Annotated in this window: 17 protein-coding genes and 1 pseudogene; 15 read left to right on the top strand and 3 right to left on the bottom strand. The window is 40.9% G+C overall.

What is annotated here, in order from left to right; genetic code table 11:
- Positions 1-2 precede the first annotated feature (2 nt).
- From HMPREF9425_RS06770 to HMPREF9425_RS06760, 3 genes are all read left to right on the top strand, one after another.
- Positions 3-344 carry a P-II family nitrogen regulator gene (locus HMPREF9425_RS06770; RefSeq protein ID WP_002886165.1) on the top strand — a complete coding sequence of 114 codons (342 nt, stop codon included), beginning with the start codon at positions 3-5 and terminating at the stop codon, positions 342-344.
- An 89-nt stretch (positions 345-433) separates the two neighbouring features.
- A complete protein-coding gene (locus tag HMPREF9425_RS06765; protein WP_003095411.1) occupies positions 434-1,090 on the top strand; it encodes a glycoside hydrolase family 73 protein in 657 nt (218 codons plus the stop codon).
- A gap of 22 nt (positions 1,091-1,112) precedes the next feature.
- The gene (locus HMPREF9425_RS06760) at positions 1,113-1,934 is read left to right on the top strand and encodes a Cof-type HAD-IIB family hydrolase (RefSeq protein ID WP_003095604.1); all 822 of its coding nucleotides are present in this window, start codon (positions 1,113-1,115) and stop codon (positions 1,932-1,934) included.
- 17 nt (positions 1,935-1,951) lie between these two features.
- Here the strand turns inward: HMPREF9425_RS06760 and HMPREF9425_RS06755 are convergent, their stop codons facing one another.
- Positions 1,952-2,461, bottom strand: coding sequence for a YgjV family protein (locus tag HMPREF9425_RS06755; protein WP_003095613.1), 510 nt, complete (start codon positions 2,459-2,461; stop codon positions 1,952-1,954).
- A 386-nt stretch (positions 2,462-2,847) separates the two neighbouring features.
- Here HMPREF9425_RS06755 and HMPREF9425_RS06750 point away from each other — a divergent pair, with 386 nt between their 5' ends.
- From HMPREF9425_RS06750 to HMPREF9425_RS06715, 8 genes and pseudogenes are all read left to right on the top strand, one after another.
- Positions 2,848-4,479 carry a Na/Pi cotransporter family protein gene (locus tag HMPREF9425_RS06750; RefSeq protein ID WP_003095540.1) on the top strand — a complete coding sequence of 544 codons (1,632 nt, stop codon included), beginning with the start codon at positions 2,848-2,850 and terminating at the stop codon, positions 4,477-4,479.
- 84 nt (positions 4,480-4,563) lie between these two features.
- Complete coding sequence (gene nagA / locus HMPREF9425_RS06745) at positions 4,564-5,712, top strand: N-acetylglucosamine-6-phosphate deacetylase (RefSeq protein WP_003095440.1); 1,149 nt, start codon at positions 4,564-4,566, stop codon at positions 5,710-5,712.
- Between the two features lie 105 nt (positions 5,713-5,817).
- On the top strand, positions 5,818-7,062 hold the full coding sequence (locus tag HMPREF9425_RS06740) for a YkvI family membrane protein (protein ID WP_003095570.1): 1,245 nt from the start codon (positions 5,818-5,820) through the stop codon (positions 7,060-7,062).
- Positions 7,063-7,334: 272 nt separating this feature from the next.
- The gene (locus HMPREF9425_RS06735) at positions 7,335-7,706 is read left to right on the top strand and encodes a GFA family protein (RefSeq protein WP_003097717.1); all 372 of its coding nucleotides are present in this window, start codon (positions 7,335-7,337) and stop codon (positions 7,704-7,706) included.
- 35 nt (positions 7,707-7,741) lie between these two features.
- A complete protein-coding gene (glyQ, locus tag HMPREF9425_RS06730; RefSeq protein WP_002886077.1) occupies positions 7,742-8,659 on the top strand; it encodes a glycine--tRNA ligase subunit alpha in 918 nt (305 codons plus the stop codon).
- Between the two features lie 205 nt (positions 8,660-8,864).
- Complete coding sequence (gene glyS / locus HMPREF9425_RS06725; protein WP_003095362.1) at positions 8,865-10,901, top strand: glycine--tRNA ligase subunit beta; 2,037 nt, start codon at positions 8,865-8,867, stop codon at positions 10,899-10,901.
- A gap of 11 nt (positions 10,902-10,912) precedes the next feature.
- Positions 10,913-11,169: pseudogene (locus HMPREF9425_RS06720) on the top strand (DUF896 family protein).
- A gap of 167 nt (positions 11,170-11,336) precedes the next feature.
- Positions 11,337-12,728 (top strand): amino acid permease, encoded by a 1,392-nt coding sequence (locus tag HMPREF9425_RS06715; protein ID WP_003095398.1) that lies wholly within the window; start codon positions 11,337-11,339, stop codon positions 12,726-12,728.
- 72 nt (positions 12,729-12,800) lie between these two features.
- Here HMPREF9425_RS06715 and HMPREF9425_RS06710 read toward each other — a convergent pair whose 3' ends face one another.
- Positions 12,801-13,436, bottom strand: coding sequence for a hypothetical protein (locus HMPREF9425_RS06710; RefSeq protein ID WP_003095665.1), 636 nt, complete (start codon positions 13,434-13,436; stop codon positions 12,801-12,803).
- A gap of 308 nt (positions 13,437-13,744) precedes the next feature.
- Between HMPREF9425_RS06710 and HMPREF9425_RS06705 the strand changes: the two genes are divergently transcribed.
- Entirely contained in the window at positions 13,745-15,646 is a 1,902-nt protein-coding gene (locus HMPREF9425_RS06705) for a beta-glucoside-specific PTS transporter subunit IIABC (RefSeq protein ID WP_003095426.1), read from the top strand.
- A 29-nt stretch (positions 15,647-15,675) separates the two neighbouring features.
- Here HMPREF9425_RS06705 and HMPREF9425_RS06700 read toward each other — a convergent pair whose 3' ends face one another.
- On the bottom strand, positions 15,676-16,434 hold the full coding sequence (locus HMPREF9425_RS06700; RefSeq protein WP_003095520.1) for a peptidylprolyl isomerase: 759 nt from the start codon (positions 16,432-16,434) through the stop codon (positions 15,676-15,678).
- A gap of 287 nt (positions 16,435-16,721) precedes the next feature.
- Here HMPREF9425_RS06700 and HMPREF9425_RS06695 point away from each other — a divergent pair, with 287 nt between their 5' ends.
- From HMPREF9425_RS06695 to HMPREF9425_RS06685, 3 genes are all read left to right on the top strand, one after another.
- Positions 16,722-17,978, top strand: coding sequence for a hypothetical protein (locus HMPREF9425_RS06695; protein ID WP_003095355.1), 1,257 nt, complete (start codon positions 16,722-16,724; stop codon positions 17,976-17,978).
- A gap of 821 nt (positions 17,979-18,799) precedes the next feature.
- The gene (locus HMPREF9425_RS06690) at positions 18,800-20,029 is read left to right on the top strand and encodes a CD20-like domain-containing protein (protein ID WP_003097712.1); all 1,230 of its coding nucleotides are present in this window, start codon (positions 18,800-18,802) and stop codon (positions 20,027-20,029) included.
- Between the two features lie 114 nt (positions 20,030-20,143).
- Positions 20,144-21,049, top strand: coding sequence for a LysR family transcriptional regulator (locus tag HMPREF9425_RS06685; protein WP_003095368.1), 906 nt, complete (start codon positions 20,144-20,146; stop codon positions 21,047-21,049).
- Positions 21,050-21,056 lie beyond the last annotated feature (7 nt).

The following is a 21,056-nucleotide window of genomic DNA, read 5'->3' as shown; positions in this document are numbered from 1 at the left end:
AGATGAAAAAAGTAGAAGCGATTATTCGTTCGGATAAATTGGAAGATTTGAAAAATGCCTTGACTGGTAGTGGTTTAGCCAAGGGAATGACTGTAAGTCAAGTTCTGGGTTACGGTAATCAACGGGGCTTTGCAGAGTTTGTTCGTGGACAGCGCATTGTTCCTACCTTATTAGCTAAGGTCAAGGTTGAGATTGTAGTTAAGGATATGGCAGTTGACGAGGTTGTTGATGCCATTCGGAGCGCCGTAGCGACGGGAGAAGTTGGTGATGGGAAGATTTTTATTGTTCCTATTGATGATGTTATCCGTATTCGTACGGGTGAACGTGGTGGAGACGCCATTTAATATATGAAGGCTTAAACCGGTTGGTTTGGGTCTTTTTTAGTGAATTTTGATATACTTAGAGGAGTTAGTATGATTGAGGGGGTGACCGATTGGCGAAAGGAAAAAAGAAAACTAAGTCGAAAGCTAGACCTAAGAAAACTAAAAAGAAAAAGAAGTCTTTCTTGCTTTTTCCTAAATTTTTCCAAAAGTGGAGTCTGATTTTTATGGGTCTATTTGCCTTATTGGGCCTCCTAGCTAGTTTAAATTTTCCAAGGTTGACTATGGAAAAAAATATGACGCCTACAGATGAGACGACGGTTGCTTTTATTGCTGAGATTGGCGAGACATCGCGCTATTTGGCAGCTAGAAATGATCTTTATGCATCTGTCATGATAGCTCAGGCTATTCTAGAATCTGATTCTGGCCAATCAAGTTTGAGTCAGAAGCCATCTTACAATTTCTTTGGAATTAAAGGAGAATACAATGGTCAAAGTGTAACCCTACCGACCTGGGAGGATGATGGTAAGGGAAATCCTTACCATATTGATGCGGCCTTTCGTTCCTATGGTTCCGTGGAAAATTCTTTACAGGATTATGTGGACTTCCTTGAGGGAAGCTACTATGTAGGAGTGCACCGTTCCAAGACAAAGAGTTATAAAGATGCGACGGCAGCCCTAACAGGCGTTTATGCTACCGACATAACCTATGGGGATAAATTGAACAGCATCATAGAACAATATCAGTTAACTATTTACGACACATATTAGGATCAAGGAGAATAAGAAAAATATGAACCAGAACCAAGTGAAACTCATTGCAATTGACATGGACGGGACACTCTTAAATAGCCAAAAAGAGATACCTGAAGAGAACATCAAGGCTATTCAAGATGCGGCTGCGGCAGGTATTAAGATTGTCCTTTGTACGGGTCGCCCACGTTCAGGCATTGTTCCCCATTTTGAAAAATTGGGTCTTAGTGAAGAAGAGTACATTATCATGAACAATGGGTGTTCAACTTATGAAACTAAAAATTGGACCTTGCTTCAATCTGAAAGTTTATCTCGCTCTGAAATGGAAGCACTCTTGCAGGCTTGCGAAGACTTCCCAGGGGTGGCTCTAACCTTTACTGGTGAAAAAACTTACTATGTTGTGGGTAATGAGGTACCTGAGCTAGTAGCTTATGATGCTGGGACTGTTTTTACAGAAGCGAAAGCTAGGAGTTTGGAAAAAATCTTTGAGGAAGGGCAAGTGATTTTCCAAGCTATGTATATGGCTGATTCTGAATCTTTGGACGCCTTCCAAAATGCTGTGCAAGATAGACTTAATCAGAGCTATAGCACAGTTCGCAGTCAAGATTATATCTTTGAAATTATGCCACAAGGAGCAACCAAGGCCAGTGGACTGAAGCATTTAGCTGAAAAGTTGGGTATCAATCCCGAACAGATTATGGCTTTGGGAGATGCTGCTAATGACCTTGAAATGCTTCAATTCGTCGGTCAAAGCGTTGCCATGGGTAATGCGAGTGACGACATTAAGGCTTTGTGTAAGTATGTGACTTTGACAAATGACGAGGCAGGTGTGGCACACGCCATTCGTACTTGGGCTCTATAAGAAAAAGACCTTTAGCTTTATTGTTTGCTAAAGGTTTTTCGATTTCTGATAATGGCAATGAGAGTAGTAAGTGTGATAGTGACATCAGTGATGGCAGCTGGGTAAGCCTGAATGGTCAAATCGTAAATTAGCCAGAGTAACATATTCTCAATAATGACCCAGCGAAGCCACTGAAGGTTTGGTGTGGCAGCAATAGCTAGGCTATAGGAAACTGAAGAGATGATTGGCAAATAGCCAATAACCCCAAGTTGATTGAGATAAGATCCTACGATGATTTGAAGAATGATGAGGATGGTCAAGATAGTCTTGGTCATTTTCTTTTTGATCATCAAACGATTTCTAATGATGGAAATACTAATGGTTAAGGCACCGGTATAGCCACCCAATAAGAGGTTAGCAGTGGCAGTGAAAATATAGTCGGTAATTTGCCAGGCGAGCATCTTATTTTTTGATTTTGCAAAAGAAGATATGGCAACACAGAGGGCTCCAATGGCTGAGAATACTTGTGCTAGAAGGTAGATTATCATGATTCAACTTCCAATTTTTTCCTTTATTATATCACAAGAAAGAAGGATTTATTTCGATAATATCTATCCGTTATTTTGAGGTTACAAAAGATGAAGGAACAACTAAAAAAATCATCTCCCAACGGATGATGGTATTGCTACGCTAGGGTTCCATTTATGAAAATCTCCAAACACTGCTAGTAATGTTTTTCTGACTGGTTTTGCTTGAAATCTGGTGACAAGTATCAGATAAAAACGCAGCATACTCGAGACGGGCATTGATGGCTTTCTGATATGAGTATCTGATCTTTTTATTATTTTTGGGAAAAGTCTTGTTTATTCCTTAATAAATAGATACAATAGAAGAGTCGGTCTTACCGAAAATTTTATATAATGAGGACAAAAATGTGTCAGTAAATTGGCAGGATATTGCGTTTTCTTTCCTCGGTGGTTTGGGACTTTTCCTATTTAGTATTAAGTATATGGGTGATGGTCTTCAACAAGCGGCCGGAGATAAACTACGCTTTTACATCGATAAGTACACCAGTAACCCATTTTTAGGTGTTCTGATTGGCATTGTCATGACGGCCTTGATTCAGTCGAGTTCAGGGGTAACCGTTATTGTCGTAGGTCTGGTTTCGGCAGGGCTCTTGAGTCTTCGTCAGGCTATTGGTATTGTCATGGGGGCGAATATCGGGACAACCGTAACCTCCTTCATGATTGGTTTCAAGCTTGGTGATTATGCTCTTCCAGTGATTTTCCTAGGGGCAGCGTTTCTCTTCTTTACGAGTAATAAGAAGCTCAATAACCTAGGACGTATCTTGTTTGGTGTTGGGGGGATTTTCTTTGCCCTTAACCTGATGGGAGATGCGGTAGAACCTTTGAAGTCAGTAACAGCCTTTAAAGATTACCTGGCAACTTTAGGTGACCGCCCAATTATGGGAGTTATCATTGGTTCTGGTTTGACCATGTTGATTCAGTCTTCGGCAGCTACCATTGGTATTCTTCAGAGCCTTTATTCAGGTGGTTTGCTTGACCTACAAGGGGCTCTTCCAATCCTCTTTGGGGACAATATCGGAACAACTATTACAGCGGTTCTTGCGGCTCTTGGTTCCAACATTGCGGCCAAACGTGTGGCAGGGGCTCACGTACTGTTCAACGTTATTGGAACGGTCTTGTGTTTGGTTCTTCTGGTACCATTCACAGCTCTGATTCAATGGTTTAAGTCTATGCTTGGTTTGACACCAGAGATGACTATTGCCTTTGCCCATGGTACCTTCAATATTGCAAATACTATCGTGCAATTCCCATTCATTGGGCTTCTTGCTTATCTTGTAACTAAGATTATTCCTGGTGAGGATGAAGTTAACAAGTACGAAGCGCTTTACTTGGATCGTTTGCTTATCACACAAGCGCCAGCCATTGCCCTTGGTAATGCTAAGAAAGAGTTGGTTCACTTAGCGTCATATGCCATTCAATCTTTGGAGGCTTCATACGCTTTCTTTGATAAAGGTGATGAGAAATACTTTGACAAGGTTGAGAAGTATGAAACAGCTGTTAATAGTATTGACGAAGAGTTGACAACCTACTTGATTGACATCTCTAATGAATCTCTAAGCGTTTCTGAAAATGAAGTGTTGGCAAGTGTGCTTGACTCTGTTCGTGACTTGGAGCGTATTGGTGATCTGGCAGTTGCAAGCGCCAACCTTTCACAACATATTCATAATAAGGGGATTGAATTCTCTGAGACTGCTAAGACCGAGCTTGGGGATGTTTATAACCGTACGCACCGTATTGTTCTCGATAGTATTCGTGTTGTTGTGGATGATGACAAGGTGCTTGCAGGTCAAGTCATCCTTCGTCATGAAGAATTGGAAAAACTTGAAAAACAATTGCGTAAAACACATACCAAACGTCTTAACAATGGTGAATGTACTGCGCAAGCAGGTATCAACTATGTTGATTACCTCTCACATTACACACGTATCGCAGACCATGCGATTAACCTTGTTGAAAAGGTTACAGAAGGTGTGATTTAATAGAGAAAGTCGAGAAAATTTCTCGGCTTTTTTGATATAATGAAAGCGTATTAAGAATATAGAAAAATGATGAGAGGTGGTCCTATGACCTATTATATTTCAGCCAAACGTTTTTACTTTGAGAATAAAATCAAGGAAGGGGGTTACCTAGCGGTTGTGGATGGTCGTTTCGGTGACTGGTCGGAAAAGGTACCAGAAGGTGCAGAAGTACTGGATTACAGTGATTATCAGATTGCTCCGGGTCTTGTAGATACTCATATTCATGGATTTGCGGGTTATGATGTCATGGATAATTCTGAGGAAAGTCTTCTTGGCATGAGTCAAGCCTTGCTTTCAGCAGGTGTGACTTCTTTCTTACCGACAGCATTGACAGCACCATTTGAAGAGTTAAAAGCTATCTGTCAGACAGCAGCAGAGACGGCTGGTAAGGAGCCTGGTGCTAAAATTCAGGGACTCTTCTTTGAAGGACCTTATTTCACTGAGACCTATAAGGGAGCGCAAAATCCTAAATATATGGGCAATCCAAGTATAGAACAGTTGCAAGCCTGGCAAGAGGCGGCTCAAGGCAAATTAATCAAGCTGGCCTTGGCTCCTGAACGTGAGGGAGTAGTTGAATTTATCAAAGAAGCGACTGGGCAAGGTGTGACAATCGCTCTAGGTCATTCCAATGCTACTTACGAGGAAGCTGTAGCGGCTGTGGAAGCTGGGGCATCTGTTTGGGTTCACGTCTACAACGGTATGCGTGGGTTTACGCATCGTGAACCTGGAATGGTTGGAGCAGCCTTCGATAGTCCAGAAACGATTGGTGAGTTGATTGCAGATGGTCATCATGTGGTTCCTGCAGCTTGTAAGGTTCTTATCAAGCAAAAGACTCCTCAAGGAGTTGCCCTTATTACAGACTGTATGTCAGCGGGAGGTTGTCCAGATGGCGACTATATGTTAGGCGAACTTCCTGTTATTGTTGAAAATGGTACTGCCCGCCTCAAAGAAGGTGGTAACCTGGCTGGTTCTATCCTACAACTTAAAGATGGTGTCAAGCACGTCGTTGATTGGGGACTTGTGACGGTTGCTCAAGCTTTACAAATGGCGAGTCATGTTCCAGCTAAATCTGTTGGTCTTGAAAATACTTGTGGAAGTCTAAAAGCAGGTCTACCAGCTGATTTTATCGTCTTAGATGACTCCTTGGACTTGCAAGCAACCTATATTGATGGACGAAAAGGTTGGGAAAAATAAGAGTATAAGTAGCACTTTCTTATGAAGGTGCTGTTTTTAATTGATTTTTACAAAGGTGTCAGAGTAGTGTAAAATAGAAATACTTTATATTTTATAGGAGGTAATATGTCAAAACGTATTTGGAGCATTGCCCTGGCCTACGTCGGTGTAATGATTGGTGCAGGGGTATCTTCAGGGCAGGACCTCTTACAGTATTTTGTTAGTTTTGGAGCCTGGGGACTGATAGGTGTTATAGTTCTAGGAATTTTGCATGTTGGCTTTGGGCGACTCATGATTGCTCTGGGAAGTTATTACCGTTCAGATGATCATTCAGTAGTCCTGGCAGAAATCAGTCATCCTGTGATTTACCGTATTTTGGATATCGCTTTGATTATCACTTGTTTCCTGTTTGGTTTTGTGATGACAGCTGGTGCAGGGGCTAACCTAAACCAACAGTTCGGCTTTCCGATTTGGGTAGGTGCCTTCCTGTGTACAGCTCTGACTATCTTTGTGAGTTTCCTAGATTTCAAAAAAATCATCGGTGTTATTGGAGTTTTTACCCCTATGATTTTGGTTATGATTGCTATGATATTCGTGACCAATGTTCTAGGGCGTCACTGGGATTTTGCAGAGATGGATAAGGTGTCGCAAACCATTCAATCTCCCTTCCCAAGCGTTTGGATGTCTGTGATCAATTATTTTGCTGTTTGTGTCATGTCAGCCATAGCCATGGCCTTTGTAATGGGTGGATCTATTCTCAAAATCAATGAAGCCGAAAAGAGTGGAGCCTGGGGAGGATTTATGGTTGGTGTGATTTTCTTCGTCACGACCTTGATTCTCTTTGCTAACAGTGATAAAGTTGCTAGCTCGGATGTTCCTATGCTGGCTATTGCCAAGGAAGTGAACCCTATCTTTGCGACACTCTACGCCTTAGTGATTTTTGGCTTGATTTTCAATACCGTCTTTAGTCTCTACTATGCCCTTGGGAAACGCTTCTCAGCAGGTAGTGATAAACGCTTCAAGTTCTTTGTGGCTGCATTTGCCCTTGCTGGTTTTGCTATTTCCTTCGTGGGCTTCCGTCAATTGGTAGCGGTTATGTATCCTATTATCGGTTATCTGGGAATACTGATGTTGGTTGTGCTAGTTGTAGCTAGCTACCGCAAAAAAGCCAAAATTCGTAAGGAAAAGGAAATTCGAAATCATCTCTTGTCTATCGTCGAGAAAGCTTATGATCCCAATCAAGACTTAACCCATCAGGACAGGAAAAAGGCCCAAGAACTTCGAGAAGCTTCAATTATTGATAATGATATTCTTCATGAAGATTCCCATGCACATGTTCGTCAGGAAATGGGAATCAGTGAGAAGGATTAGAATTTTATTTTACAAGTTTCTCTATTTCTGCTATAATACTGACAAGAAAGAAGGGCTTATGGCGTTTTTCTAGCGAGCTTGGGATAGTGAAAGCCAAGTAGAGCAAAGTAAGCAAGTGGCGCTTTCTCTCAGCAAAGAGCTGAAGACAAACAGATAAAATGAAGTAATAAATTAGGGTGGAACCGCGTTTCTGACGCCCCTAGTCGCAAGGCTTGGGTGTTGAAATTCGGTTCTTTTTGAATTCGTCTAATACCTAAGTAGAAAGGAGTACAATGCTTAAAGGATCTTGTTTATGTAAAGCAGTGACTTACACTCTAGATGAGGAATTATCTGAATTAGTTTTTTGCCACTGTTCATTCTGTCGGAAAGCAACTGCGTCTGCCTATACAGTTAATGCTAAAGTTAGCAGTAAAAATCTAGTATTGCATGGAAAAGAAAAGCTTGTTACGTATAGTTCTTCTCCAGGAAAACAGCGTTATTACTGCCAGAACTGTCATAGTCAAATTTTCACTGTTCAAGAAAATATACCAGAAGTCTGTGCTTTGAAATTAGGTACAATAGATGAATGCGATCAGAATTTACAAACTGTTCCCAAACGTCATATTTTTCAGGATCCAGCTTTTTCTTGGTTGCTTGATAAATAAACCTAAAAAGATAATATAAATTAAAGGAGTAAATAATGTCTAAAAAACTAACCTTCCAGGAAATTATCCTTACTTTACAACAATACTGGAATGACCAGGGTTGTATGCTCATGCAGGCTTATGATAATGAAAAGGGTGCAGGAACCATGAGTCCTTACACCTTCCTTCGTGCCATTGGGCCTGAACCATGGAATGCGGCTTATGTAGAGCCATCTCGTCGTCCAGCTGATGGTCGTTACGGGGAAAACCCAAATCGTCTCTATCAACACCACCAATTCCAAGTGGTTATGAAACCATCACCATCAAACATCCAAGAGCTTTACCTTGAGTCATTGGAAAAATTGGGGATCAATCCTTTGGAACATGATATTCGTTTCGTTGAAGATAACTGGGAAAACCCATCAACTGGTTCAGCTGGTCTTGGTTGGGAAGTTTGGCTTGACGGTATGGAAATCACTCAGTTCACCTACTTCCAACAAGTTGGTGGATTGGCAACTGGTCCGGTAACTTCTGAGGTCACTTACGGATTGGAACGTTTGGCTTCTTACATCCAAGAAGTAGATTCTGTTTACGATATTGAGTGGGCTCCAGGCGTTAAATACGGAGAAATCTTCCTTCAACCAGAATATGAGCACTCAAAATACAGCTTTGAAGTCTCAGACCAAGATATGCTTCTTGAAAACTTTGAAAAATTTGAAAAAGAAGCAGGACGTGCTTTGGAATTGGGTCTTGTTCACCCAGCCTACGACTACGTATTGAAATGTTCACATACTTTTAACTTGCTAGATGCTCGTGGTGCTGTTTCTGTCACAGAACGTGCCGGTTATATTGCCCGCATCCGTAACTTGGCCCGTGTTGTAGCCAAGACCTTCGTTGCAGAACGTAAGAAACTTGGTTACCCACTTCTTGACGAAGCCACACGCGCAAAACTCCTAGCAGAAGAGGAAGAATAAACAGAGCGTATTAAAAAGGATTGGCTAATAGAGTAATCCTACAGAACCAGTTGCCGCAGTGATAAAGGTATCGTTAGAGAAACTAACGATACCAGGCAAAATTGGAGACATAGGCTCCAATTTTAGCAATGAAACGACGCAGTCGGTTGCTTGCGTGACAATCACATAAGGCAAACTGGAAAAAAATATTTTTCGGAGAAAAAACATGACAAAAAACTTATTAGTAGAACTTGGACTTGAAGAATTGCCAGCCTACGTTGTCACACCAAGTGAAAAACAACTCGGGGAGAAAATGGCAGCCTTCTTGGATAACAATCGTCTTTCATACGAAAGCATTCAAACTTTCTCAACACCGCGCCGTTTGGCAGTCCGTGTCATTGGATTGGCTGATCAACAATCTGATTTGACAGAAGATTTTAAAGGACCTTCTAAGAAAATCGCCTTGGATGCAGAAGGTAACTTCTCAAAAGCGGCACAAGGATTTGTCCGTGGAAAAGGCTTGACCGTTGATGATATCGAATTCCGTGAAGTTAAAGGTGAAGAATATGTCTACGTGACGAAACATGAAGCTGGAAAACCTGCCAAAGAAGTCTTGGCTGGCGTTCCAGAAGTGCTTTCTTCATTGACTTTCCCTGTTAGCATGCACTGGGCTAACAACACCTTTGAATACATCCGCCCTGTTCATACTTTGGTTGTCCTTTTGGGCGACGAAGCGCTTAACCTTGATTTCTTGGATATCAAGTCAGGTCGTGTGAGCCGTGGTCACCGTTTCCTTGGGCACGAAGTGGAAATCACCAATGCAGATTCTTATGAGGAAGACCTTCGTACCGTGTACGTGATTGCGGATAGCAAAGAACGTGAAAACATGATTCGTGAGCAAATCAAAGCCATCGAATCAGAACAAGGTGTTCAAGTCCAAATCGAAGAAGGACTTTTGAATGAAGTCTTGAACTTGGTCGAATACCCAACAGCATTTATGGGAAGTTTCGACACTAAGTATTTGGACGTTCCAGAAGAAGTCTTGGTGACATCAATGGAAACGCACCAACGTTACTTTGTTGTACGTGACCTTGACGGTAAGCTTAAACCAAACTTCATCTCAGTCCGTAATGGTAACGCTGAGCATTTGGAAAATGTTATCCGAGGAAATGAAAAAGTATTGGTGGCCCGTCTTGAAGATGGTGAATTCTTCTGGCGTGAAGACCAAAAACTCAAGATTGAAGATCTCGTTGCTAAATTGGCTAACGTGACTTTCCATGAAAAAATCGGTTCTCTCTCAGAACACATGGCCCGTGCTGGTGTCATTGCGGCTTCCTTGGCTGAGCAAGCTGGTTTGACTGCTGAAGAAAGGGCAGCCGTAGCGCGTGCAGCTGAAATCTACAAATTTGACCTCTTGACTGGTATGGTCGGAGAGTTCGATGAATTGCAAGGAATCATGGGTGAAAAATACGCCCTCCTTGCTGGTGAGGATGCTGCGGTTGCGACAGCTATCCGTGAGCACTACCTTCCTGATTCAGCAGACGGAGCTCTTCCAGAGACTAAGGTTGGTGCCATCCTTGCGCTTGCAGATAAATTGGATACCCTCCTTTCCTTCTTCTCAGTTGGCTTGATTCCATCAGGTTCTAATGACCCTTATGCGCTTCGTCGTGCAACGCAAGGGATTGTTCGTATCTTGGATGCTTTTGGTTGGCACATCCCTATGGATGAGTTGATCGACAGCCTTTACGCCCTTTCATTTGATAGTCTTTCTTATGACAATCAAGCAGAAGTTATCAACTTCATCAAGGCACGTGTGGACAAGATGATGGGACGTACATCAAAAGATATCAAAGAAGCCGTTCTTGCTGGTTCAAACTTCGTGGTTGCGGATATGCTTGAAGTAGCTGACGCCCTCTCAGCAGCTGCTAAGGCTGATGGTTACAAGGCAGCTGTTGAATCACTCTCACGTGCCTTCAACTTGGCAGAAAAAGCAGATGATTCAGTAGCAGTCGATGCCAGTCTCTTTGAAAATAATCAAGAAAAAGTCCTTTCTAAAGCAATTGAAGAGCTTGAATTGACTGGTTCAGCTAGTGACAAATTGGCTCAGCTCTTTGCTCTTAGCCCAGTCATCGATGCCTTCTTTGACAACACGATGGTAATGGCAGAGGATGAAGCTGTTAAAAATAACCGTTTGGCCCTTCTTTCGAGTCTTGTGGCTAAAGCCAAAGCTGTTGCAGCCTTTAACCAATTGAATACAAAATAGAGGTAAGAGGAATGGATTCTAAAAAAATTGCTCGAATCAATGAGCTTGCAAAAAAGAAAAAACAGAAGGTTTGACTCCAGAAGAAGCAGTGGAACAAGCAAAACTTCGTGAAGAATACATTGAGGGCTATCGTCGCTCAGTTCGTCACCATATCGAAGGAATTAAAGTGGTTGATGAAGAGGGTAACGATGTGACACCTGAAAAACTACGTCAAATACAACGTGAAAAAGGTTTGCATGGCCGTAGCCTTGATGATCCTGAATCATAATAACGATGTACAAGGGTTTGGAATTTTTCCAAGCCCTTGTTTCGAAGTATAAAATTCTGAATATTCTGTATAAAATTGACCAATTATTTCAAAAATGGTAAAATATAAGTTATGTTAAAAATGGCATGATTCAATGAGTCGTGCTAAATAGAATTGGAGTGAAAAAAATGTCGCAAAAGCAACATCATAAAGACGACGAAAACCAGACTGAGAATGGGATGGTGCGTGGTCTTCAAAACCGTCACGTCCAGCTGATTGCCATCGCTGGTACAATCGGTACAGGTCTCTTTCTTGGGGCGGGGCGTTCCCTATCCCTAACAGGACCTTCAATCATCTTAGTATATATACTAACTGGTATCTTCATGTATCTTATGATGCGAGCGATCGGTGAGATGCTCTATATGGATCCTGACCAGCACACCTTTATCAACTTTATTACCAAATACCTTGGTAAGGGCTGGGGATTCTTCTCGGGTTGGTCTTACTGGGTATCGCTGATATTCCTTGGGATGGCAGAAATTACGGCTGTATCGACCTATGTGCAATACTGGTTCCCGAGTTGGCCTGCCTGGCAGATTCAGATTGTCTTCTTGATTATCCTGAGTTCGGTTAACCTAATCGCAGTTAAGATTTTCGGGGAAGTTGAGTTTTGGTTTGGGATGATCAAGATTGTCACCATTCTTGCCTTGATAGCTACAGGGATATTTATGGTAGCAACTAACTTTGAAACGCCAGCTGGACATGCTAGTCTTACCAATATCACACAAGGATTTCAGATGTTTCCTAAAGGTTGGGTGAGCTTTGTCATGACCTTCCAAATGGTCTTCTTTGCCTACCAAGCCATCGAATTTGTAGGGATTACAACATCTGAGACAGCAAATCCACGTAAGGTGTTGCCAAAGGCAATCAAGGAGATTCCGATTCGTATTGTCATTTTCTATGTGGGTGCCCTCATTGCCCTCATGGCTATCTTCCCATGGCAAAAACTTCCAGTTAATGAATCACCCTTCGTAACGGTCTTCCAAATGGCTGGTATCAAGTGGGCAGCGGCTTTCATTAACTTTGTTGTTTTGACAGCAGCGGCTTCATCATTGAACTCAACGCTTTATTCTACAGGTCGTCACCTTTTCCAAATTGCTAAGGAGACACCAAATAGTAAAGTCATGAAAGCTTTGAAGCTAGATACTTTGTCACGTAATGGTATTCCTTCACGTGCTATCATTGTTTCAGCCATTGTAGTATGTGTTTCAGCCTTCATCAACGTCTTACCTGGTGTATCTGATGCCTTCGCTTTGATTACGGCATCATCATCAGGTGTCTACATTGCCATCTATATTTTGACCATGCTTGCTCATCTCAAGTACCGTAAGTCTCAAGAGTTTATGGCAGATGGCTTCCTTATGCCAGCCTATAAGATTCTTAATCCATTGACTATCCTTTTCTTCATCTTCGTCTTTGTTTGTCTCTTCTTGCAAAAGTCAACAGTTGTCGGAGCTATCGGAGCAACCATCTGGATTGTAGTGTTTAGTATCTACAGTAACTGGAAACACAGTAAATAAATCGATTTAGCTCACCTTATGGTGGGTTTTTTAGTTGCCAAAAAAAAGGACACAAGGTGTCCCAGTTATTAGTTATGCAATACTTTCTTGGCTTCCATGGTGAAAGAAACCGCTTATGAGGTCCTTACTACGATGGAAAATAGCGGGCTTGTGATCGTTGTGCGAACGGCCATTAACATCAAGTTTAGCCCATTCAAGAGCCTGGTGGGCATTTCGGTCTGAGACTGTAGATGTCCCAATATAGCTATAGATGCCTGCTTGAGCGAGAATAAAACCTTGCAGTTGACGAATATGTTCATCATTGAGGGCTTCGGAAAAATGAATCTTAACTGTCTTATAAGTTAAAGCTTGGACAGACTCGACGATAGGCGACTCTGCTAGGAGGTGCAAAAGTTCTTGATGCTTAGTAAAGTACTTATCATAGTTCATTGGAAGAATGATAGTATGGGCAATCCAATCTTCCAAGTTGGCTTTAGCTTTTTTACTGAGACCTCTTGCTGTGATACTGAGATCATCCATATTGAAAGGAAGCTGGTCGATGTGAGCAGTGTTTGAACCATATGCCTTTCTGAAAAGCGGTGTACTTGATAGAATATGTCCAGTGGGAGAAATAATAGCCAAGGCAGTTTCCTTGGTTTGGTAACCAAGCTCGTGGCATTCCATGCTAGCGTATGTGTCTTTAAATTCAATAATTGCTCTTGTCTTCATCGTGTAACTCTCTTTCTGTTAGTTTATAAACTAACAATAGTTTATCATGACTTATAATCTTGGTCAAGATTATACCTTCAAAAACAAAAAAATATTTTTGTAAGGGTTTGCAAAAAATATTTGAACTCTGATATTATATAACCATAGCAAAAGGATTGTTACTGGTCAGCAGGCAAAACCTAGATAAATACGAAAAACTAATGGGAGTAGTGTATACTCATCTCAATTGGTTCTTGGTATTTATTTAGGTTTTTTTCGTTGAAAAAGCCTCAAAGAAAATTAGGATCCTAGACAAGAAAGGAGACCTTATGGCTAAATATACTGAATTAGCTGAGGACATTCTCAAACACGTTAGTGGCAAGGAAAATGTTAATAGCTTGAAACACTGTGTGACACGTTTGCGCTTTGATTTGAAAGATGAATCTAAAGCAGATGATGACTACCTTAAGAACCGTGACGGAGTTGTTACTGTTGTTAAAGCAGGTGGACAATATCAGGTGGTGATTGGTAACCATGTGCCTGATGTTTATGCGGAGGTTCTCCAAGTTGGTGGTCTTCCAGCAGGTGGAAGTCTTGATCTTGATGAGGGGGATGCACAAAAGGGTAATCTCTTCGATCGCTTTGTATCCCTAGTCTCAAGTATTTTCCAACCTTTCCTTGGTCCATTGGCTGCGGCCGGGATTATCAAGGGTGTAGTTGCTATCATGGCAGCATGTGGTCTGTCAGCTGCAACAAGTCCTATTTATGTCATCTTGAATGCAGCAGGAGATGGTTTCTTCCAGTTCTTGCCAATCTTGATTGCATTAACATCTGCCCGTCGTTTCAAGGTTAATGAGTTTACAGCTATTGCGATTGCAGGAGCGCTTGTTTACCCTGATATTGCTACACTAGTGACTGCTCTTCAAAAGGCTGGTCAAGGACATGTTCTAGGAGTTATTCCTTTTGCACTTCCTGCAGGAGGTTACCTCTCAACTGTAATGCCTTCTATCTTGGCAATTTGGGTGGCTTCATACATTCAAAAATTCTTTACCAAGATTACTCCAGATGTGATTAAAGTCTTCGTAGTGCCTTTCTTTACATTACTCATTACCGTTCCATTAACATTCTTGGTGGTGGGACCAGTTGCCAATACTTTCTCTAATGGATTGACAAATCTTTTCCAAGCAATCATGAACTTTAATCCGATTGTCTTTGGTCTTGTACTTGGTGTTTTGTGGCAAGTCTTGGTTATGTTCGGAATGCACTGGGCACTTGTTCCCCTTGCTATCTTAGATGTGGCAACAAACGGAAGTTCTATTATTCTTTCAGCAGCTATTCTTCCATGTTTCACGCAAACAGGTGTGTTGGGAGCTATCATGCTTAAAACGAAAGAAGAAAAAGTCCGTACCATCTCTATGCCAGCCTTCATTTCATCTATTTTTGGGGTTACAGAACCTGCTATCTATGGGGTAACTCTTCCAATGAAAACGCCATTCTATATTTCATGTGGTGTTTCAGGACTTATGGGGGCTGTCATGATGGCCCTAGATATTAAGGCGTATTCAATAGGTGGTCTGGGTGTCTTTGTCTTCCCAAGCCTTATTGGGCCTGACGGTAACCTTTCTAAAGTTATCTTTGCCATTATTATTGCCATTGTGGGTGGTGTTCTTGCCTTCCTCATCCAACTCTTTGTACGAGTACCAAATCTATACGGTGGTGGATCAGCTAAGGGTGAAGAAAAAGCTGAAGAAGCTGCACCTGCTCCTAAAGAAATTCAACAAGAAATCATTGCTAGCCCACTTATTGGGAATATTGTCCCACTTGACCAAGTTCCTGACCAAGTCTTTGCCTCAGGAGCTATGGGTAAGGGGATTGCTATTGATCCTACCGATGGTGTAGTTGTTGCACCAGCTAAGGCAACGGTTAATTTAGTCTTCCCTACTGGCCATGCTATTGGTTTGACAACTGAAAATGGTGCAGAGCTTCTCATCCATATTGGTATGGATACTGTTTCTCTTGCTGGAAAAGGGTTCAAGACCTATGTGGAAGCAGGGGATGTCGTAGAAGCGGGTCAAAAACTTATAGAATTTGACCTAGCAACTATTCGAGATGCAAAATTACCAGTTATCACACCAGTCATTGTGACAAACACTGCTGACTTCGATGATGTCTTAACTACTAAAGAAGCCCGCGTTAACACTGGTGATTATCTCTTTACTGCTGTCAAATAAAAATAAATCCGAGGATCAGCTTCTCGAATTTATTTGAATTTGTAGTCTTTAACGACTTCTACTGAATTAACTATTACATTTTCTTTTGGTTTGCTATTGTTATCAACTTCAAGGTTAGCAATAGTATCAACGACATCCATGCCTTTGATAACTTGTCCAAAGACAGTATATTTCGTATCACCAGCAGGGTAGCCTCCTTTTTTGTAGGCGTCAATGATAGGTTTTGGATAGCCTGCGTTTCCTAGTTGCTTACTTTGGTCATCCTTGTTTTGAACGATGAAGAATTGGCTGCTGTTTGAATCTTTAGCACCGGTATTAGCCATAGCAAGTGCGCCACGGATGTTGTAGAGGAATGGTGTAGGTTCAACAGCGAAACCTTTCTTCCAGATAGATTCTCCACCGGTACCATCTCCCTTAGGATCACCACTTTGAATCATGAAGTCCTTGATCACACGGTGGAAGGTAAGACCATCGTAGTATTTATCCTTGGTGTGCTTCAAGAAGTTTTCAGAAGCCTTAGGAGCAAGCGTAGGGAAGAGTTTAACAGTGATATCACCTTTTGAAGTATGGAGGATAACTTCAGCTTCGTCCTTGTCGACCTTGTCTGTCAACTGTGGAAAAGCCTCTTTTCCAGATTTTTGAGCTTTTTCTAATTGTTTAGTGAATATCTTACTATCCACGTAAGCATCTCCACGAACAGCACGTGAAATGTTCTCACGGTAGATAAATCCTAGTACAGCGAGAACAAGTACAATAATTAATGGAATGTACTTTTTAATGTTTTTCATATAAACTCCTTTGGTGCATTATACCTACTATTGTAGCAGAAAAAAACTTTTGGGAAATGGTTAACAGAGGTCTTTAGATATGGTAGAATGGGATTATCAACAAGAAAATGAACAATGGGATTAGATATAGGAAAAAGGTTGCCTCAGGCTAAAAGGTGAGGTCTGACTTTTGAAAGGACGCATGCTACTTACTCTTATCAGAGATAGCTGTCTAAATCCTAACTATAGAAAACTTCGCCAAGTCGAAGGGACCTCTTGTTTGGATTTCTTGAAAAAAGGAGATTTTTATGTCAACTAAAGCAGAATGGGCTGAACTCTTTGAGTCGGTACATGGGCGTAAGCCTAGCCCCCAAGAATTTTTGGACGCTAAAGCAGCTGACTTTGATACTAGCGTTTTGATTGCTCAAGTAGCATCTGTGCAAGAAGCAGCTAATGAACCTGTCGCTGAAGAAGTGCCAGCAGAACAAGCAAGCAGTGAATCACCATTTGGAGATGCAGCCTTCTCAGAAGCACCTGCTCAACAACCGATACCACAATTTGATTCAAGCATGTTTGAAAAAGCATCTATCCCTACAGCTAAAGGATTTGGAACTGTACCTAATCCCGTAGATAGCTCAGCGGATAAACTTCTCTTCAACCTTATCTTACCAATCGTTACGATTACTCTTGCAGTAATCTTTGCCATCTTGGCATGGATTGTCAGTCCTGCTTGGCTCTTCATTATTTTGACAGTGCTTGTAGTTGCTGTGGCAGTGGTTTCACTTATCTTCAGCCTTAAATCAAGCAAGAAATTGCTCTCGATCATCGCAACAGGTGTTGCTGGTCTTATGCTCTTTGTGTCTATCGGTGGTTTTATTTTTCAAATGGCTCAAAACTCTAGTGATAGTACAAGCTCAAGCAAGACATCAAAAGTTGCTGATAAAGATGATGATGACAGCGATTTAAAATCTGACTCAAAAGGTGACAGCACTGATGTCAACGATTATATTGACAAAAATGCTAAATTTGACTGGAATGAATCTAAGTTCAAAAAGTTGAAAGCAGGTAAAGACTCTGTTAAATCAATCATTAAGACATACGGCAAGGCGTCAAATGCCGAGATGTCAGGTGATGAGTTGAAGTTAACATACTCTGGTAAAGACTATGGTGAAAGTGTCTACCTAAACTTTAAGAAACAATATGATGGTACTTTTATCTTGTCATATGCTTCAGGTAGCTTCCCTCAAGATAAGGTAGAAGTTGACAACTCTTACAAGTCTGACTGGACGAAAGAGCAGTACGAGGCACTTACTGAAGGAGACTATAGTGACCCATCTAATGGTACGAAACTAAAGGATGTCATTAAAGATCACCCTAAAGCTTCAAACGCTGATTACACTATCTCAACATCTCGTGAAGGTGAGTTCAAGAAAGAAATGACTCTCTCTTATAGTGACTTTGATGCAGAAGAAGGAAAACTTAAGAGTGTTTACTTGTCATTTGATGCCAAAGAAGGTGAAGATACCTTCTACCTAGCTTATAAATCAGGTTTGGGAGATGACTAAATAAGGAACAGGAGGGGAAAACTTCCTGTTTTTTCTTGATAAAAGGAGAAAGTTATTGAAATTTCGCACCTACTTTTACATGGTAGTCTTACTCGCTATCTTTACATACAGAAGTTAATGTCGTAGTATAAAAGTTTATGTAAATATAGACTTTAAAAAAGTACGGTTTAATTATTGCAATTTCTTATAGTCTTTATAGATTTTGTAAGCTTAGTTTCGGAATTAAGAAGGATTAGTTGCTTAACTATAAATATAAAAAACTAGTCTTACTAACACCAGACTGTATATATGTGCAAGATTTTTAAAGGATGAAGTTGTGTCAGTAATCTATTCAAAAGTAAAAATGTCAAATAATATTTTTGAAGCTTGTAAATTGGTAAGAAGCTTTATTAGTCTACCAATTGGTGAAATAAAAGAATAGGATTCAAAAGGGAAAAGTTTTATTAGGATATGATTATTTAGATTTAGAGGATTTAATAAAAATGGATACTCTCTTAGAAAATCTTAAAAACTTAGGTGCTTATCTATATTTATATGAGGGTGATTGTGAGGTAAATATGGAATTCCGTAGTAATACAAACGAGTCATATAAAGGCATTGCTGAGGAATAAATAATCCATTATTTGACCTGCACCACAAACAGTTAGACAGAAAAATCTAACTTTTGGGTGCAGTTTTTCGTCTTTCGTCAATTTTCACGAAATAGCTTGTCACTTAAGCGTCTCAAGCAGTTTTAAAAAATATCACTTTATCCGACTTTATTTTCATAAGACCAGATTAAAGTATGATAAAATAAAGAAAAAGAGATAAAGGAGTCAGCTATGGCAACTAAAGAAGAATGGGTGCGTCACTTTGAGGACGTCAATGGTCGTAAACCAAGTCCTGAGGAGTTTATGGAGGCTAAGAAAGAGGATTTTGTCATCGCTACTGAGGATGAAACTGCCCAAGTGTCTGAGCAAATTGAGGCTCAGCAGGTGGATAGCTCTGAAACTACTGAAGAGGTGTCTGTTGACTCAGTAGCAGATACGCAACTAGACGAAGTTCAGGTGACATTAGAGGAGGAAGCTCCTAATCACATGCCTGAGTTGAATCTGGAGAAAGAGCAAGAAAAAGAAACTCCAAAGACAAGTCAGATACCTTTGGAAAACCCTTATTACAAGCCAAAAGTAACCAAGAACAATGCTTTTGTTAATATTGCTTTGCCAATTATTATCCTAGTTTTGGGGATTCTATTTGTCGTTTTGTCTTGGACGCTTCCTATCGGTTTTGTCTTTACTTTCCTTGCTTTCTTCCTTATCATTTTGGCGATTGTGACTTTGGTTTTGAGTCTGAAATCGACACGCAAGGCACTATCTATTATTGCCCTAGTCATGTCAATTATCTTCTTCATGACTTCGCTTGCTGGAGCAGGTTATCAAGCGGTGAAATATGTCATGAACCATGCCGATCAGTTTGAGGCTGATCTTCGTTACAGAGCAAATAAATATATTAATAAAGATTATCAATTTGACTGGACAGAGGACCAGTTTAAGGACTTGAAGGTTGACTCTTTGACTTTGGATGAGGTCCTAGATGCTCACGGTAAGGCTACGGATGCCGAGTGGCGCAATGAGGGTGAGACACTGACACTAGACCTTACTTATTCAAAAGAGGGAACAGGTAGTGATCACTTTGTCCGTTTGACCTTTAAGTCTAAAGATGGTACTTACATCCTAGAGCATGCTTCCGCAGATTTTGGCTATGATAAAGTTAAGGAAGTTAGTGACTATCATAGCAACTGGACAAAAGATGACTATGAAAAGTTGTCTGTAAGTACACAAGCTGATTTGCTCAAGGGGACACGACTTTCTGAGGTGGTTGAAAAACACCCAGAGGCTAGCTTTACTTATCATGAAATGACACAAACCGAACAAGGAGATCTCACTCAGTCAGTGAGTCTTAGCTACCGTGATTATAATCCAGAAAGTGATAAGTTAGATACTGTTCGTTTGACCTTTGACTATGATAAACGTGAAAACGAGTACTTCTTGACAGACAAATCAGACGAATAAGACTATTTTTTAGTAATTCAAGCTCAGGGTTGCCTGAGCTTTTTACTATCAACAAAAGAGGATAAAATCTGGTATAATAGAACTGATTGATTTTTCAAGAAAGAAGTGTCACATATGAACATACAACAACTACGTTATGTCGTAGCCATTGCCAATAGTGGAACCTTCCGCGAGGCGGCCAGCAAGCTCTTTGTGAGTCAGCCTAGTCTTTCAGTGGCTATCAAGGATTTGGAGCAGGAGTTAAATTTTAAAATTTTCACCCGTACAACGACGGGGGCAGTCTTGACCAGTCAGGGCATGACCTTTTATGAACGCGCGCTTGAGGTTGTGCGCAGTTTTGATAGTTTTGAAAATCGCTATCTTAATGCTTCTGAAAAAGGGAACCAGTTTTCTATTGCCAGTCAGCACTATGACTTTTTGCCACCTTTGATTACGACTTTTTCAGAACGTTACCCTGATTACAAGGATTTTCGTGTCTTTGAGTCTACGACCATTCAAATTTTGGATGAAGTAGCCAAGGGGCACAGTGAGATTGGAATTATCTATTTGAATCGTCAAAATAGTAAGGGCATCCAACAAAATATGGACAAGCTTGGGCTTGAGGCTATTGATTTGATTCCATTTAAGACTCATATTTATCTTCGCAAGGGCCATCCACTGGCTCATAAAGAGAGTTTAGTCATGGAGGATTTGGCGCACCTACCTACCGTACGTTTTACTCAGGAGAAGGACGAGTACCTGTACTATTCTGAAAACTTTGTGGATACATCAGATTCGTCTCTTATGTTTAACGTGACAGACCGTGCGACTTTGAACGGTATCTTGGAGCGTACGGATGCTTATGCGACGGGTTCTGGTTTCCTAGATGCTCAAAGTGTAAACGGTATTACAGTTATTCCACTTGAGGATAATTTGGATAACAAGATGGTTTATGTCCGTCGTAAGGGGATTAACTTATCATCTTGTGCTCTCAAGTTTGTCAATGTTATGTTTGACTACTTTGATACTTACAAACCATAGGAGGACT

Source organism: Streptococcus vestibularis ATCC 49124, from assembly GCF_000188295.1.
GTDB classification, from domain to species: domain Bacteria; phylum Bacillota; class Bacilli; order Lactobacillales; family Streptococcaceae; genus Streptococcus; species Streptococcus vestibularis.
This window is presented reverse-complemented; position numbering and strand designations above follow the sequence as displayed.